Origin of the sequence: Cytobacillus sp. T106 (genome assembly GCF_040492155.1) — a bacterium.
GTDB classification, from domain to species: Bacteria; Bacillota; Bacilli; order Bacillales; family Cytobacillaceae; genus Bacillus_AB; species Bacillus_AB infantis.
On record NZ_JBEUMK010000021.1, the window covers coordinates 44,555 to 60,167 of the forward strand.

The 15,613-nt window shown below is 47.6% G+C and carries 13 protein-coding genes; 8 read left to right on the top strand and 5 right to left on the bottom strand.

Annotated elements, in window-relative coordinates:
* Positions 1 to 12 precede the first annotated feature (12 nt).
* From mnmE to rpmH, 5 genes are all read right to left on the bottom strand, one after another.
* Positions 13 to 1,398 (bottom strand): tRNA uridine-5-carboxymethylaminomethyl(34) synthesis GTPase MnmE, encoded by a 1,386-nt coding sequence (gene mnmE, locus ABU165_RS23100; RefSeq protein ID WP_101548483.1) that lies wholly within the window; start codon positions 1,396 to 1,398, stop codon positions 13 to 15.
* 466 nt (positions 1,399 to 1,864) lie between these two features.
* Positions 1,865 to 2,485, bottom strand: coding sequence for an RNA-binding cell elongation regulator Jag/EloR (jag, locus tag ABU165_RS23105; RefSeq protein ID WP_009796309.1), 621 nt, complete (start codon positions 2,483 to 2,485; stop codon positions 1,865 to 1,867).
* On the bottom strand, positions 2,482 to 3,258 hold the full coding sequence (gene spoIIIJ / locus ABU165_RS23110; protein ID WP_022544633.1) for a YidC family membrane integrase SpoIIIJ: 777 nt from the start codon (positions 3,256 to 3,258) through the stop codon (positions 2,482 to 2,484). Before spoIIIJ ends, jag begins: the two co-directional genes overlap by 4 nt.
* A 200-nt stretch (positions 3,259 to 3,458) precedes the next feature.
* A complete protein-coding gene (gene rnpA, locus ABU165_RS23115; protein WP_009796312.1) occupies positions 3,459 to 3,833 on the bottom strand; it encodes a ribonuclease P protein component in 375 nt (124 codons plus the stop codon).
* 194 nt (positions 3,834 to 4,027) lie between these two features.
* Positions 4,028 to 4,162: a 50S ribosomal protein L34 gene (rpmH, locus tag ABU165_RS23120; protein WP_009796313.1), complete on the bottom strand. Its 135-nt coding sequence runs from the start codon at positions 4,160 to 4,162 to the stop codon at positions 4,028 to 4,030.
* Between the two features lie 695 nt (positions 4,163 to 4,857).
* On the opposite strand from rpmH, the gene dnaA reads away from it, so the two are divergent.
* The 8 genes from dnaA (at position 4,858) to ABU165_RS23160 (ending at position 15,390) form a co-directional block, all read left to right on the top strand.
* Positions 4,858 to 6,204, top strand: coding sequence for a chromosomal replication initiator protein DnaA (gene dnaA / locus ABU165_RS23125; protein ID WP_022543190.1), 1,347 nt, complete (start codon positions 4,858 to 4,860; stop codon positions 6,202 to 6,204).
* 183 nt (positions 6,205 to 6,387) lie between these two features.
* The gene (dnaN, locus tag ABU165_RS23130) at positions 6,388 to 7,524 is read left to right on the top strand and encodes a DNA polymerase III subunit beta (RefSeq protein WP_094767786.1); all 1,137 of its coding nucleotides are present in this window, start codon (positions 6,388 to 6,390) and stop codon (positions 7,522 to 7,524) included.
* 274 nt (positions 7,525 to 7,798) lie between these two features.
* Positions 7,799 to 8,011: a S4 domain-containing protein YaaA gene (gene yaaA / locus ABU165_RS23135; RefSeq protein ID WP_009791670.1), complete on the top strand. Its 213-nt coding sequence runs from the start codon at positions 7,799 to 7,801 to the stop codon at positions 8,009 to 8,011.
* A 25-nt stretch (positions 8,012 to 8,036) separates the two neighbouring features.
* Entirely contained in the window at positions 8,037 to 9,155 is a 1,119-nt protein-coding gene (recF, locus tag ABU165_RS23140) for a DNA replication/repair protein RecF (RefSeq protein ID WP_318061036.1), read from the top strand.
* A 9-nt stretch (positions 9,156 to 9,164) separates the two neighbouring features.
* Positions 9,165 to 9,410: an extracellular matrix regulator RemB gene (gene remB / locus ABU165_RS23145; protein WP_009791668.1), complete on the top strand. Its 246-nt coding sequence runs from the start codon at positions 9,165 to 9,167 to the stop codon at positions 9,408 to 9,410.
* Positions 9,411 to 9,529: 119 nt separating this feature from the next.
* Positions 9,530 to 11,452, top strand: a complete 1,923-nt coding sequence (gene gyrB, locus ABU165_RS23150) for a DNA topoisomerase (ATP-hydrolyzing) subunit B (protein ID WP_009791667.1) — start codon at positions 9,530 to 9,532, stop codon at positions 11,450 to 11,452.
* A 227-nt stretch (positions 11,453 to 11,679) separates the two neighbouring features.
* Positions 11,680 to 14,211, top strand: a complete 2,532-nt coding sequence (gyrA, locus tag ABU165_RS23155; RefSeq protein ID WP_318061037.1) for a DNA gyrase subunit A — start codon at positions 11,680 to 11,682, stop codon at positions 14,209 to 14,211.
* Positions 14,212 to 14,301: 90 nt separating this feature from the next.
* Positions 14,302 to 15,390, top strand: coding sequence for an HD-GYP domain-containing protein (locus ABU165_RS23160; protein WP_318061038.1), 1,089 nt, complete (start codon positions 14,302 to 14,304; stop codon positions 15,388 to 15,390).
* Positions 15,391 to 15,613 lie beyond the last annotated feature (223 nt).

Here is a 15,613-nt window from a genome sequence, read left to right on the forward strand (position 1 = left end):
CCGCCTGCCGGATTATTTCCCAAGGCAAAACTGGGAGAAAAGCTGATCGATCAAGCTGTCATGGACACTTTCTCCGATAATCTCGCCCAAAAGCTCCCAAGTTCTAGTCAAATCTATCTGAATAATATCAATCGGCGTTCCAAAATCTACTCCGTTCAGTGCTTCCTCAATGCTGTTCAGGGCCTGGTTGAGCAAAGCGATATGGCGGGTATTGGACACATAAGTCATATCGCCCGCTTCAATGCTGCCGGCGAAGAACAACGAAGAAATGCTTTCCTCCAGTTCATCGACGCCCTGGTCCTCAAGGAGGGAGGTCGTCACAAGCCTATGCCCGGCCGCAAGCTCGCGCACACGCTCCATATCGATTTGCTGCGGAAGATCGGTTTTATTGACGATGACGATAACATCCATGTCCTCTACCACTTTGAAGAGATTTTCATCTTCCTGCGACAGCTCATCTGAATAGTTGACGACCAGCAGAATCAGATCGGCCTCCTTCAGCACCTGTCGCGATCTTTCCACACCGATCCGCTCGACAATATCCTCTGTCTCCCGGATGCCGGCAGTATCAAGGAGCCTCAAAGGAACTCCCCTGACGTTTACATACTCTTCTATTACATCACGGGTTGTACCCGGTATATCCGTTACAATCGCCTTGTTTTCATGCACAAGGCTGTTGAGCAGGGACGATTTCCCGACATTCGGCCTCCCGACAATCACTGTCGACAGTCCTTCACGGAGAATTTTCCCCTGCTCTGAAGTCTTCAAGAGCTTCTCAATCTCTCCTTTAACGAAGCCGGCCTTCTCGAGCAGAAGCTGATGGGTCATTTCTTCGACATCATCATACTCCGGATAGTCGATATTGACCTCGATATGGGCCAATGTTTCAAGGATCTCCTGCCGCAGCCTTTTTACCAGCTTGGAAAGTCGCCCTTCCATCTGGCCAAGCGCCACATTCATCGCCCGGTCTGTTTTGGCCCGGATCAGATCCATCACCGCTTCTGCCTGGGAAAGGTCGATCCGTCCGTTCAGGAACGCCCTCTTTGTGAATTCACCAGGCTCGGCGAGGCGGGCACCATGATTCAGCACGAGCTGCAGCACCCGGTTGACTGACACAATCCCGCCATGGCAGTTAATCTCAACCACATCTTCCTTTGTGAAGGTTTTTGGCCCCTTCATCACCGATACCATGACTTCCTCTGCCACCTGGCCGGTTTTCGGATCGATGATATGGCCGTAATGGATCGTATGGGAAGCGGCATCACTTATGCGTTTTCCTCCAACTCCCCTGTATAGCTTGTCTGCAATGGAGAATGCCTCATCACCGCTCAGCCGGACAATGGCGATTGCGCCTTCCCCCATCGGAGTGGATATCGCTGCAATTGTATCTAGCTCCACCCTGCTGCCACCTCATTTCCTGTTTTCTATCTATATAATTAAAACGAATATTTTAAGCCCCAAATAACTAGAATAGCACAAGAGCCTTTGATTAAAAAGATTATTTGCTCAAGCCTGTCCCGCTTATCCACAAGCTTCCCGATTCTCTATACATTATTATGCTCTATTTTAACTTATCCACATGTGAATAACAATAAAACCAGACGCAAATATCGCCGTACATGTTATCCACAGCATAAATGGCTGAAGAGGCTGCCACATCATTGCCTGATATTCAGGAATGGGTTATGACTCGGTGTTCCGGCCGCTGGACAGAAAAGCTGAAGCAGCCGTTCCTCTATTAAAGAACCTCTGACCCCGCACAAGAAATATATGCATTCTACTTCGGAATCATTGACCGCATTCCTTTGCCAATCATTTTTTTTCCATAAAAAAAGCCCTATCCAGTCGGATAAGGCTCCATCGGCTATTTCACCGGTGATATGACAATATGGCGGTTGGGATCGGCTCCGCTTGAGTACGTTTTAACTTTCCGCGTACCGGCCAGTGCCGCATGAATGATTTTTCTTTCGTAGGAAGGCATCGGTTCAAGCGCCACATCCTTGCCGGTTTTGACTGCCTTTTGGGCAAGCCGCTGGGCAAGCTGGATGAGCGTATCATTCCGGCGCTTCCGGTAGTCCTCGGCATCAAGGACCACATTCAGATAAGAATCGGAAGACTTATTGACGACAAGCTGGGTCAGATACTGGAGCGAGTTCAGGGTCTGGCCCCTTTTTCCGATGAAAAGGGCAATTTTTTCGCCGGACAGGATAAGCTCTGCCTCTTTCCCTTCCCTGCGCACTTCCACTTCAACGGGTGCCCCCATTTTCTCGCCGATATTTTTTAAAAATTGGACGGCTTCTTCAATCGGATCCGGCTTAAGAACTGCCCTTACAACGGCAGGCCTGGAACCGAAAATCCCGAAAAAACCTTTTTTTCCTTCTTCAACAATGCTGATTTCCGTGCGGTCTCTTGTTGTCTGCAATTGAGCTAAAGCGGATTCTACTGCTGCTTCGACGGATTGTCCTGTAGCAGTCACTTCTTTCACTTCTTTGCTCCTCCCGCATTTCCGGCAGCTGCTTTTTTCAGATCCGGACCTTTGATGAAATATGTCTGGACAATCATAAAGATGTTACCGACAACCCAGTATAATGACAGGGCTGCAGGGAAATTGATCGCAAATACGATGATCATGACCGGCATGATCCAGAGCATCATGGCCATCTGCGGATTCTGGTTGGCAGTCCCCGCCATCATGATCTTCTGCTGGATGAAAGTCGTTGCGCCGGCAATCAGCGGCAGCAGGTAAATCGGATCCGGAGAACCGAGATCAAACCAAAGGAAGTCATGGTTCGCAATTTCGCGTGTGCGTGAAATGGCATGATAGAAACCGATCAGGATCGGCATCTGAACGATGAGCGGGAAACAGCCTGCCAGCGGGTTGACGCCATGCTGCTGGAAAAGAGCCATGGTTTCCTGCTGCAGCTTTTGCTGTGTCTTCTGGTCTTTACTGCTGTATTTCTCTCTCAGCTTCTGCATTTCAGGCTGGAGGGCCTGCATGGCCTTCGAGCTTTTTGTCTGCTTGATCATCAGCGGCAGAATCAAAAGGCGGATGATCAGGGTCACCACGATGATGGCAAGCCCATAGCTGCCCCCGAGCGTTTCAGCTACTTTTACGATGAACATAGAAAGCGGGTAAACAATATACTCATTCCAAAAGCCTTCACTTTCAGAGGTAATCGGCTTATTGACTTCAGTACATCCCGTCAAAAGAGCCATTAGGAAAATCAATCCGAATACAAGAAATATTCGCTTCTTCAACGTTTATCCTCCCTTGCTGCTTTTCATATTTATTATAAGAAAAACCAGGTGCAACTCCCGGCCTTGGGCGGCAGATCCAAACCCTGGCTGCCTGTATGCTTCTTTTCTATAGGCCTGTCCGTCCCGGCTGCAGGACAATATAGGCGCTACGGTGATATTCTACCATTTTTCAGGCGCAAGCGCTTTAAAATTCATGAACTTTATTCAGGCTTTTGCCGGTCCCGATGGTGCCCGGGCCCCCGAAGGACCTTGCCGACTTTCAGGACGTGGGAGAGACTGTTTTTGATCTCATGGAATCCCATATCGGCCACAGGCTTCCTGGCGATGATGACATAGTCATACTCATTATGTATGGAAGCATCCAGCTCATGAAATGCCTGGCGGACATATCTTTTGATTTGGTTCCGGACCACTGCATTGCCGATCTTTTTGCTGACGGAAAGGCCGATGCGGAAGTGCTCCTGCCCCGTTTTCTTCAATGCATATATAACAAATTGACGGTTAGCAAATGACTTTCCTTTTTTAAAGGCTTCCTGAAATTCTTTATTCTTTTTGACTCTGAACTCTTTTTTCATGCCATTTACTCCTCAATCTTAGAAAGCTCTGTCATTCATCCTTTAAGGAAAAGAGCGGGCAGGCAGCCGATCGGCAGCCTGCCGCAATCCAAAAAGGATCCCTTTACCTTTATAACCACAACCGGCCCCTTCTATAAGAAGCCGGATCCATTATCTTTTCAAAAAGGAAAAAAGACCACTGACGTTTCAGTGGCCTAAGCAGATAATACTTTTCTTCCCTTTTGACGGCGGCGCGCTAAAACCTTGCGTCCGTTTGCACTGCTCATACGAGAGCGGAAACCATGAACTTTGCTTCTTTTTCTTTTGTTCGGTTGGAACGTTCTTTTCATTATATTACACCTCCCTGAGGATAACAGTAAAAGACAGTCTTATTGATTATACAAAGATACCCGAATAATTGTCAACTCTTCATTCCGTTTTCCATGATCGAAAAAGCCTTCCGGCATCATTTATATCATTAAGTCTGCATATCGTCTGTTTGATTGTCCGTCCAGAAGATCCGGACGTCCATTTTGCTACCTTTGAAATTTTACCTTTTTTCCGACTGAATGTCACGACCCTTTTTTAAATTAGCTGCTGTTAAATTTTCCTGCTTCCTGCTTTTAACGGCTTTTGTGGATAAATTTTCGACAAGATTTTCACTATCCACAGGGGATATGACAAGTTTTTAACAGACTAACTGCTTGTGGACAATTAATATGCACAGGAATCCGGCTTTGTGGATAAAGCATTAAAAACCATTGCATGGCTTACTATTATTTGATATTATAGTTGTGTTTTCACACTTAATAAATATTGTGCATAACTTCCTTATCCACAGATTGTGGATAACATGTGGACAGGTTATTCAGAGGCTTTGATGAACTTTGTCCACAATCCGGGGAAAATGTCGAAATGCCGAATTGTTTCCTTATTATATTTTTATCCACACAAACAGTTTCGTATATAGATCACATAAGGGTTGTACAACTTGTATAACCCATCGTTCTGCTGGACGAAACTAACAGAAAAGGAGGGATACCTGTTGGAAAACATTGCGGATCTTTGGAATAATGCTCTGGCCAATATCGAAAAAAAAATCAGCAAGCCAAGCTTTGACACATGGCTGAAATCGACCAAGGCACATTCTCTCCAGGGAGACCTGCTCATCATCACGGCACCGAATGAGTTTGCGCGCGATTGGCTGGAAGAACGCTATTCGCAGCTGATTTCCGGGATTCTCTACGACATAACGGGAGAGGAACTGGGGGTTAAATTCATTATTCCGCAGAACCAGGGCGAAGAAGAGGTTGATCTTCCGGTCCCGCCGAAAAAAGGGAAAAAGGATGATGACCAGCCTGAACTTCCCTTAAATATGCTCAATCCAAAATACACCTTTGATACCTTTGTCATCGGCTCCGGCAACCGCTTTGCCCACGCAGCTTCACTGGCAGTAGCCGAAGCGCCTGCCAAAGCTTATAACCCGCTGTTCATCTATGGGGGAGTCGGACTGGGAAAAACCCACCTTATGCATGCGATCGGCCATTATGTACAAGATCATAATCCAGCTGCTAAAGTGGTTTATTTGTCTTCCGAGAAATTTACGAATGAGTTCATCAACAGCATCCGCGACAACAAAGCTGTCGATTTCCGCAATAAATATCGAAATGTCGATGTTCTCTTAATTGACGATATTCAGTTCCTGGCCGGAAAAGAACAGACCCAGGAAGAATTTTTCCATACATTCAATACACTGCATGAAGAAAGCAAGCAGATTGTCATTTCCAGTGACCGGCCTCCAAAAGAGATTCCGACGCTTGAAGACCGTCTCCGCTCCCGGTTTGAGTGGGGGCTCATTACCGATATCACACCGCCGGATCTGGAAACAAGGATTGCCATCCTGCGAAAGAAAGCAAAAGCTGAAGGGCTTGATATCCCGAATGAAGTCATGCTTTATATTGCCAATCAGATCGATTCAAATATCCGGGAACTCGAAGGTGCACTTATACGCGTAGTAGCTTATTCTTCTTTAATCAATAAGGATATCAACGCCGATCTGGCAGCAGAAGCATTGAGGGACATCATCCCAAGCTCCAAGCCGAAGGTCATCACGATTCATGAGATCCAGAAAACGGTCGGGGAGCATTACAGTGTAAAGCTTGAGGATTTCAAGGCAAAGAAGAGGACAAAGTCTGTTGCTTTCCCGCGGCAGATTGCGATGTACCTCTCCAGGGAGCTGACTGATTTTTCCCTGCCTAAAATTGGCGAGGAATTTGGCGGGCGCGACCATACAACTGTGATCCATGCTCATGAGAAGATTTCAAAGCTGCTCCAGACAGATCCGCAGCTCCAGAAGCAGCTGAAGGAATTGAATGAGCTGTTGAAAGTTTAGAAGAAATGTGAATAACTTTTTATACTTTGCACACAGTCTGTCCACATGTGGATAGGCTGTGTTTCCTTTCAAAAATGGAGTTATCCACATACTAACAGGCCCTACTAGTACTATTACTATCTTTTAAAACAAAATATATATATATTCAGCCAGTAAAAAAATATGCCAATCCGGAGGATAAAAATGAAATTTCAAATTCAGCGCGATTCATTAGTCCAAAGTGTCCAGGATGTCATGAAAGCCGTGACAAGCAGAACGACGATCCCGATCCTAACAGGAATAAAAATTGTCGCATCAGAGGAAGGGGTTACCTTAACAGGCAGCGACTCCGATATTTCCATTGAATCTTTCATCCCGAAAGAATCCGATGGCAATGAAATTGTTGAAATCTCAAGAACCGGCTCCATCGTACTGCAGGCAAAGTTTTTCAGTGAAATCGTAAAAAAGCTGCCTACAGACAAAGTCGAGATCGATGTGCAAAACCACCTGCAGACCGTAATCCGCTCGGGCAAATCCGAATTTAACCTGAACGGCCTGGATGCTGAAGAATATCCGCATCTGCCGCAGCTGTCTGAAGAAAAGATCTTCCGCATCCCGACCGACCTCTTGAAGGCAATGGTCCGCCAGACAGTCTTTGCAGTGTCCACCTCAGAAACACGCCCTATCTTGACAGGTGTAAACTGGAAGGTGGAAGATGCCGAGCTGACCTGTATTGCAACAGACAGCCACAGGCTTGCGCTAAGGAAAGCAAAGGTCGAAACAGAAGCAAACGAATCCTATAATGTAGTCATTCCAGGCAAAAGCCTGAGCGAGCTGAGCAAAATCCTCGATGACAATAATGACCTGATCGATATCGTTATTACAGAAAATCAGGTGCTCTTCAAAGCTGAAAATCTTTTATTCTTCTCAAGGCTGCTTGAAGGGAACTATCCTGATACCACAAGACTGATCCCGAATGAAAGCAAGACGGAGATTGGCGTGCAGACGAAGGAATTCCTGCAGGCGATCGACCGAGCTTCCCTGCTGGCAAGGGAAGGGAGAAACAATGTCGTGAAATTCTCTACCATCGAGGATGGTGTGGTTGAAATATCCTCCAATACACCGGAAATCGGAAAAGTAGTGGAGGAAGTACAAAGCCAGTTCATAGAGGGAGAAGACTTGAAAATTTCCTTCAGTGCAAAATATATGATGGATGCCTTGAAGGCCCTCGAAGGAACTGAAATCAAAGTCAGCTTCACAGGAGCTATGAGGCCGTTCGTCATCCGCCCGATGAATGATGAATCAATCCTCCAGCTGATTCTGCCGGTAAGGACTTATTAATCCGTCACTTCCTGTAAACTATTGCGAAAAAACTGCCTGACGGCGGTTTTTTTGCTTTAACGGAGAATCGGACACCAGTAACTGGCACATAAAAATTTCCTCTTTTCTTTGTAAATGGTGCGATTTTTTAGTAAAATAAAGTATTGGGAAAGAATCGGCCAGACTGAAATTCTTCCCTTCAGAATTCTCCGGAACTATATGTCCGGGATCACGCTTTAAAATAATTTCCGCCCCCCTTTTAGGAGCTTGGCTGGAAAATGAAAGAGTGGATCAAATGACGGATATCCAAATCTCAACGGAATATATCACACTGGGCCAGTTCCTTCAGGTGGCCGATCTCATCCAGACCGGCGGAATGGCGAAATGGTTCCTGGGTGAATACGAAGTGTTTGTTAATGATGAACAGGATCAAAGGCGGGGAAGGAAGCTCCGTTCCGGCGACAAGGTGGAAATACCGGGCATCGGCGCCTTCCGGGTGACAGAGTAGCAGATGCTAAAAGGATGTATGGCCTATGTTTATTGAGCAGTTGCTCTTAAGGAATTACCGGAACTATGAATCGCTTGAGGTTCAGTTTGAAGATAAAGTGAATGTCATAATCGGCCAGAATGCCCAGGGCAAGACGAATGTCATGGAATCCATCTATGTGCTGGCAATGGCGAAGTCCCACCGGACGTCAAATGATAAAGAACTTATACGGTGGGATGAGGATTATGCTAAAATAGAAGGAAGGGTCCGCAAAAATCATGGACCTTTGCCGATGCAGCTCGTCATTTCCAAAAAGGGGAAAAAGGCGAAGTGCAACCATATTGAGCAGCAGAGATTGAGCCAATATGTCGGGAATATGAATGTAGTGATGTTTGCTCCTGAGGATCTCCACCTTGTCAAAGGGAGCCCCCAGGTCAGACGCCGCTTTATTGATATGGAAATCGGCCAGGTATCGCCGGTTTATTTGCACGATGTCGGCCAATACAATAAAATCCTCCAGCAGCGGAACCACTACCTGAAGCTTCTGCAGACAAGGAAGCAGACCGATCAGGCGATGCTGGAAATCCTGACGGAGCAGTTCATTGAGATGTCGGCGAGGATCGTGGCGAAGCGCTTCGAATTCCTTAAGCTCCTCCAAAAATGGGCAATGCCGATCCATGAAGGCATATCAAGGGGCCTTGAGACCCTGAAGATTGAGTATAAGCCGTCTGCGGATGTATCAGATGGCCAGGAATTGTCGAAAATGATAGAGGTATACCAGGAAAAATTTGAAAAAGTCAGAGGACGGGAAATTGACCGGGGAGTCACCATGTTTGGCCCCCACCGGGATGATCTGGCTTTTTATGTAAATGGCAGGGATGTCCAGACATTCGGCTCCCAGGGCCAGCAGAGGACGACCGCCCTTTCTCTGAAATTGGCGGAAATCGAGCTGATCCACTCTGAAATCGGCGAATACCCCATTCTCCTGCTTGATGATGTACTGTCAGAGCTGGATGATTACAGGCAGTCCCACCTGCTGAACACGATCCAGGGCAAAGTGCAGACCTTTGTGACGACAACAAGCGTCGACGGGATCGACCATCAGACGCTGAAAGAGGCAGCTGCATTCGAGGTGGAGGCAGGTACGCTGAAAAAAATCCAGTGAGGTGATCGTGTGTACGTCCACATAGGAGAAGACATACTTGTCAGAACAAGGGATATTATCGCCATCATTGACAAACAAAGCGTCAGCTCATCCAAATACATTGAAGAGTTCCTTCAGCAGCACGACCAGGTCGTCAACCTCTCCAAAGGATCCTTCAAGTCTATCGTAGTCACTGGCGATAAAGTCTATTATTCCCCCCTAGCCTCCGGAACATTGAAGAAACGCTCTTATAAATTGACTGTTCAGGAATTTTAAAAATATCAACTTGGAAGCGGGGCCCTGTGCCTGGCAGCTAATTTCAGGTTTTCTTATAGATTTTCACTGTGCAATAAAGCGAGTAATGCAAATGGAAAGTGTAGGTGATCGATGTGTCAATGGAGGAAAAGGCTATTCAGGAGCAATCGTATGATGAGAATCAGATACAGGTTCTGGAAGGGCTCGAAGCAGTCCGGAAGCGTCCGGGGATGTATATCGGTTCAACAAGCAGCAAAGGGTTGCACCATCTAGTCTGGGAAATCGTTGATAACAGTATAGATGAAGCCCTGGCCGGATATTGTTCAGAAATCAATGTCATCATTGAAAAAGATAACAGCATCACGGTAGTGGATGACGGGCGCGGAATTCCGGTCGGCATCCATGAGAAAATGGGCCGCCCGGCAGTCGAGGTCATCATGACCGTCCTGCATGCCGGCGGTAAATTCGGCGGCGGCGGATACAAAGTTTCCGGCGGTCTGCATGGTGTTGGCGCCTCTGTCGTGAATGCCCTGTCAACAGAGCTTGAGGTATTTGTCCGCCGTGACGGCAAGCTTCATTACCAGAAGTTCGAACGCGGCGTCCCTGCTGCGGATCTGAAAGTCATCGGGGAAGCAGAAGAAACCGGGACAACGATCCACTTCAAGCCTGATGGCGAAATCTTCACCGAAACGCTTGAATACGAATATGAAATACTGGCAAACCGGATTCGGGAGCTGGCTTTCCTGAACCGCGGCCTGAAAATCACAATTGAAGACAAGCGCGCCGAAAATAAAAAGAGCGAGTATTTCTATGAAGGCGGAATCAAGTCCTATGTTGAGCATCTCAACAGGACGAAGGAAGTCCTCCACGAAGAACCGATCTATATTGAAGGCGAAAAGGAAGGCATCACCGTCGAGGTTGCCATCCAGTATAATGACGGCTTTACTGGCAATATTTATTCTTATGCCAATAACATCCACACATATGAAGGCGGAACCCATGAGTCCGGCTTTAAGACAGCCCTGACGAGGGTGATCAATGACTATGCCAGGAAAAATGGCATCTTCAAAGACAGTGATGCCAATTTGTCCGGAGAGGATGTCCGTGAAGGGCTCACAGCAATCGTCTCGATCAAGCATCCGGATCCCCAGTTCGAGGGGCAGACAAAAACGAAGCTTGGCAACTCGGAAGTAAGGACAGTCACTGACACGTTCTTCTCAGACCATTTCGAAAAATTCCTGATGGAAAACCCGCAGGTTGCCCGGAAGGTTGTAGAAAAAGGGCTGATGGCTGCAAGGGCGAGGCTTGCTGCGAAAAAAGCCCGCGAGCTGACAAGAAGAAAGAGTGCTCTGGAGGTATCAAGCCTGCCGGGTAAATTGGCAGACTGCTCTTCAAAGGACCCTTCCATCAGTGAACTGTACATCGTTGAGGGTGACTCTGCCGGAGGATCCGCCAAGCAGGGCCGTGACCGCCACTTCCAGGCCATCCTTCCTCTGAGGGGTAAAATCCTCAATGTTGAAAAAGCCCGCCTGGATAAGATCCTCTCCAATAACGAGGTACGGGCCATCATAACGGCTGCCGGTACAGGGATTGGCGATGACTTTGAAATTTCCAAGGCACGTTATCATAAAATTGTCATCATGACCGATGCAGACGTCGATGGTGCCCATATCCGGACACTGCTCCTGACGTTCTTCTACCGCTATATGAGGCAGATCATTGAAGCAGGCTATATCTATATCGCTCAGCCGCCGCTATATAAGGTCCAGCAGGGCAAGCGGGTGGAATATGCCTATAATGATAAGCAGCTTGATCAGATCTTCGAAGAGCTTCCGAAGGCTCCGAAACCGAATATCCAGCGCTACAAGGGTCTTGGGGAAATGAATCCTGAGCAGCTTTGGGAAACAACAATGGACCCAGGCACCAGGACGCTCCTTCAGGTCAGCCTTGAAGATGCAATCGAAGCCGATGAAACATTCGAAATCCTTATGGGCGACAAAGTTGAGCCGCGCAGGCAGTTCATCGAGGATAACGCGGTATACGTTAAAAACCTCGACATCTAATTTTCAGGACAGGATAGAATGACGCCCTCTATCCTGCTTTTTATATCATGGCTCTTTTTCCGGCTGATTATGATATCTGCCGGGGAGTCCCTTTTTCCAAAAATGCTGCCAGTCCTCCTTCGGGCTCTGCGGCGGCATATGAACTTCGATAAATGTTATGGCACCAGGCGCCACCGGCTCTATTGAGCTGAAACGCCTTGCGATGTTCCTATAAGGAGGTACCTTCTATGGCTGAGACGCCTAGTTCCCGTGTAACAGAAATAAATATAAGCCAGGAAATGAGGTCTTCGTTTCTTGACTATGCCATGAGTGTAATCGTTTCAAGGGCGCTGCCCGATGTCCGTGATGGACTAAAGCCGGTGCACCGCCGTATTTTATACGCGATGCATGACCTTGGCATGCACTCAGACAAGCCTTATAAAAAATCTGCCAGGATTGTCGGCGATGTTATAGGTAAATACCATCCGCACGGCGACTCTGCCGTTTATGAAACAATGGTCCGGATGGCGCAGGATTTTAACTACCGCTATATGCTCGTCGATGGACACGGCAACTTCGGTTCTGTTGATGGCGACGCTGCAGCAGCCATGCGTTATACAGAATCCCGTATGTCCAAAATCTCCATGGAGCTTCTCCGTGACATTAATAAAGATACGATTGATTATCAGGATAACTATGACGGCGAAGAAAGAGAGCCGGTTGTCCTGCCGGCCAGGTTTCCTAACCTGCTTGTGAACGGAACCACCGGGATTGCCGTAGGGATGGCAACCAACATCCCTCCGCACCAGCTTGGGGAAATCATTGACGGCGTACTTGCAATAAGCCAGGAGCCTGATATCACCATTCAGGAGCTGATGGAAATCATCCCTGGCCCCGACTTCCCGACAGCCGGCATGATCCTTGGCCGCAGCGGAATCCGCAAGGCTTACGAAACAGGCCGCGGCTCCATCACGCTTCGGGCAAAGGTGGATATCGAGACAAAATCAAACGGCAAAGAGACGATCATCGTCCATGAAATCCCTTACCAGGTCAATAAAGCCAGGCTCATCGAAAAAATCGCCGAGCTTGTCCGCGACAAAAAGGTCGACGGCATCACTGACTTAAGGGATGAGTCCGACCGGAACGGGATGAGGATTGTCATCGAGGTCCGCAAGGATGCCAACGCAAGTGTCATCCTTAACAATTTATATAAGCTGACGGCCCTGCAGACGAGCTTCGGCATCAATATGCTCGCACTTGTCGATGGCCAGCCGAAGGTTCTGAACCTGAAGCAATGCCTGAAATATTATCTGGACCACCAGCAGGTAGTCATCCGCCGCAGGACGGAATTCGAGCTGAGGAAAGCCCAGGCAAGGGCTCATATCCTTGAGGGCCTGCGCATCGCGCTTGACCATCTGGATGAAGTCATCAGCCTGATCCGCAGCTCTCAGACAACTGAGATTGCCAGAGAAGGGCTCATGACTCAATTTGAATTATCCGATAAGCAGGCACAGGCCATCCTCGATATGCGACTGCAGCGCCTGACAGGCCTTGAGCGCGAGAAGATCGAAGATGAATACCAGAGCCTTGTTAAGTTGATTGCCGAGCTGGAGGCAATCCTTGCAGACGAGGAAAAGGTGCTTGAAATCATCCGAGAAGAGCTTACAGAAATCAAGGAGCGCTTCAATGACGAGCGCCGCACAGAAATTGTATCAGGCGGTATTGAACAGATAGAGGATGAAGACCTGATCCCGCGTGAAAACATCGTCATTACACTCACGCATAACGGGTATGTCAAGCGCCTTCCTGTATCGACCTACCGGGCCCAGAAGCGCGGAGGCCGCGGAATCCAGGGAATGGGAACCAATGAGGACGATTTTGTTGAGCACCTGATCACAACGTCCACCCACAATACCCTTCTTTTCTTCACGAACAAAGGGAAGGTGTACCGTGCCAAAGGATACGAGATCCCTGAATTCAGCCGTACGGCCAAAGGGATCCCGATCATCAACCTGCTTGGCATCAATAAAGATGAGTGGGTAAATGCCGTCATTCCGGTTGAAGAGTTTGTGGACGAATGGTTCCTGTTCTTCACAACGAAAGAAGGTATCTCAAAGCGTTCCCCGCTTACTTCATTCGGAAATATCCGCAACAACGGCCTGATCGCACTGAACCTGCGTGAAGGCGATGAACTGATTTCCGTCCGCCTCACAGACGGCAGCAAGGAAATCATCATCGGCACGAAAAACGGGCAGCTGATCCGTTTCCCTGAAACAGATGTCAGATCCATGGGCCGTACCGCCACCGGCGTCAAAGGGATTACCCTGGACAGCGATGATGAAGTGGTCGGAATGGAAGTGCTCGAGGAAAACTCAGAGATCCTCATGGTCACAAAGAAAGGCTATGGAAAAAGGACCCCTGAGATGGAATACCGCGTCCAGGGCAGAGGCGGAAAAGGAATCAAGACAGGCAATATCACTGATAAGAACGGAACAATTGTGGCAGTTAAAGTGGTCACAGGCGAAGAAGACATCATGCTGATCACAACAGGCGGCGTGCTTATCCGCATGGCGGTCGGAGATATATCTACGATGGGCCGGAACACACAAGGTGTAAGGCTGATCCGCATCAATGACAGCGAAGGTGAATATGTCGCAACCGTCGCCAAGGTCGAAAAAGAAGAAGAAAAGCTTGAAGAGGCCCTGGCTGAAGAAGAAATTCTGGATGCTGAAACTGCTGAAGAAACTGCAGAGGCTCCATCCGAAGATGAAAATGAATAATCAAGAATTGAGAGGAACACAAATTTTGTGTTCCTTTTTTTTGGCAAAATAAAGTAAAATAGTAAAAAAGACTTAATTGGGGTGCAGCTTGTGCGTGTAAATCTAAATGACCTGCAAGAAGGATGCATACTGGCTGAGGATATCTTCAGTCTGACAAACCGTCCGATCATCAAAAAGAAAACAGTCCTGACAGCAGAATTGCTTGAAGTGATGAAGGCATTCTTCATCGAAGATGCCGCAGTGGAGAAGACTCTCTCTGATGGCATGCCGTTCTATCCTTATGGAATGGGGGCAGATGAAGAAAAGGACAGCAGCCCATCCAGCCAGGTGAATACCTCCCTAAAGGGTGCTGACTTGTTCCTGAGGTCTGTTCAGGACTTTAAAAAGGAATTCACTGCCTGGCAGTCAGGCATGCAGATAGATATCTCGAAAATCAGAAGCATCCTGATTCCGCTTATCGAAGCTACGGAAACCAATCCGGCAGAACTATTTTCGCTCTATCACTTTTCCACAAAAGCCGACTACCTTTATCAGCATCCGATTGCAGTAGGGCTTTTGAGCGCCTTTATCGGAAAAAAACTCAACTACAGCAAGGGGGACATTGTCCAGATTGCATTAGCTGGCTGTCTTGCTGACTGCGGGATGGCAAAAATCAGCCCTGCTATCATCAATAAAAAGACTTCATTGACCCAAAGCGAATTCAATGAAATCAAAAACCACTGCGCCTACAGCTATAAAATGATCCAAAACCTGCCGCTCTTAAGGGAAAGCACCAAGGTTGCCGTGTTCCAGCATCACGAAAGGCTGGATGGCAGCGGATATCCGTTCGGGGAATCAGATAAGATCCATCCTATCGCCAAAATTATAGCAGTTGCAGACACCTTCCATGCCATGACATCTGAAAGGCAGTACCGTCTCAAGCGTTCCCCATTTAAAGTGCTTGAGATGATGATGCAGGATGATTTTGGGAAATATGATCTCCAGGCCATCCAGGCACTGGGGGCAGGACTCATCACCTTCTCTATCGGAAGCAGAGTCATTCTATCAGATGGAAGAAGAGCTGAAATACTCTTTATTGAAGAACAGCATCCGACGCGGCCGATGATTAAAATCATCGCAACAGATGAAATCCTCCGCCTGGAAAGCAGCAGACATCTATATATTGAGGAAGTTTTATAGAAGCCGGCAGATGCCGGCTTTGTTTTTAGGTGAAGATGATCACTGACCTGACGATTGTATGAAGATTGATAGGAATATAAAAAAGTCCTTGTAAAGCACCTGATATCCTGCTATAATCAATCAAGTCAGCAAATCACATTTGAGGACAGCCTGAAAAAACACTTGAAAAAAAGTGTTGACGGTGACTGATTAAAATGTTATTATAGTTAAGTCGCTTCAGTGC

Bases quoted from the DNA above. Each gene is read 5' to 3' on its own strand.
- dnaN (WP_094767786.1), top strand. From the start codon at position 6,388: ATGAAATTTCAAATTCAGCGCGATTCATTAGTCCAAAGTGTCCAGGAT.
- rpmH (WP_009796313.1), bottom strand. From the start codon at position 4,162: ATGAAAAGAACGTTCCAACCGAACAAAAGAAAAAGAAGCAAAGTTCAT.
- gyrA (WP_318061037.1), top strand. From the start codon at position 11,680: ATGGCTGAGACGCCTAGTTCCCGTGTAACAGAAATAAATATAAGCCAG.
- gyrB (WP_009791667.1), top strand. From the start codon at position 9,530: ATGGAGGAAAAGGCTATTCAGGAGCAATCGTATGATGAGAATCAGATA.
- recF (WP_318061036.1), top strand. From the start codon at position 8,037: ATGTTTATTGAGCAGTTGCTCTTAAGGAATTACCGGAACTATGAATCG.
- yaaA (WP_009791670.1), top strand. From the start codon at position 7,799: ATGACGGATATCCAAATCTCAACGGAATATATCACACTGGGCCAGTTC.
- rnpA (WP_009796312.1), bottom strand. From the start codon at position 3,833: ATGAAAAAAGAGTTCAGAGTCAAAAAGAATAAAGAATTTCAGGAAGCC.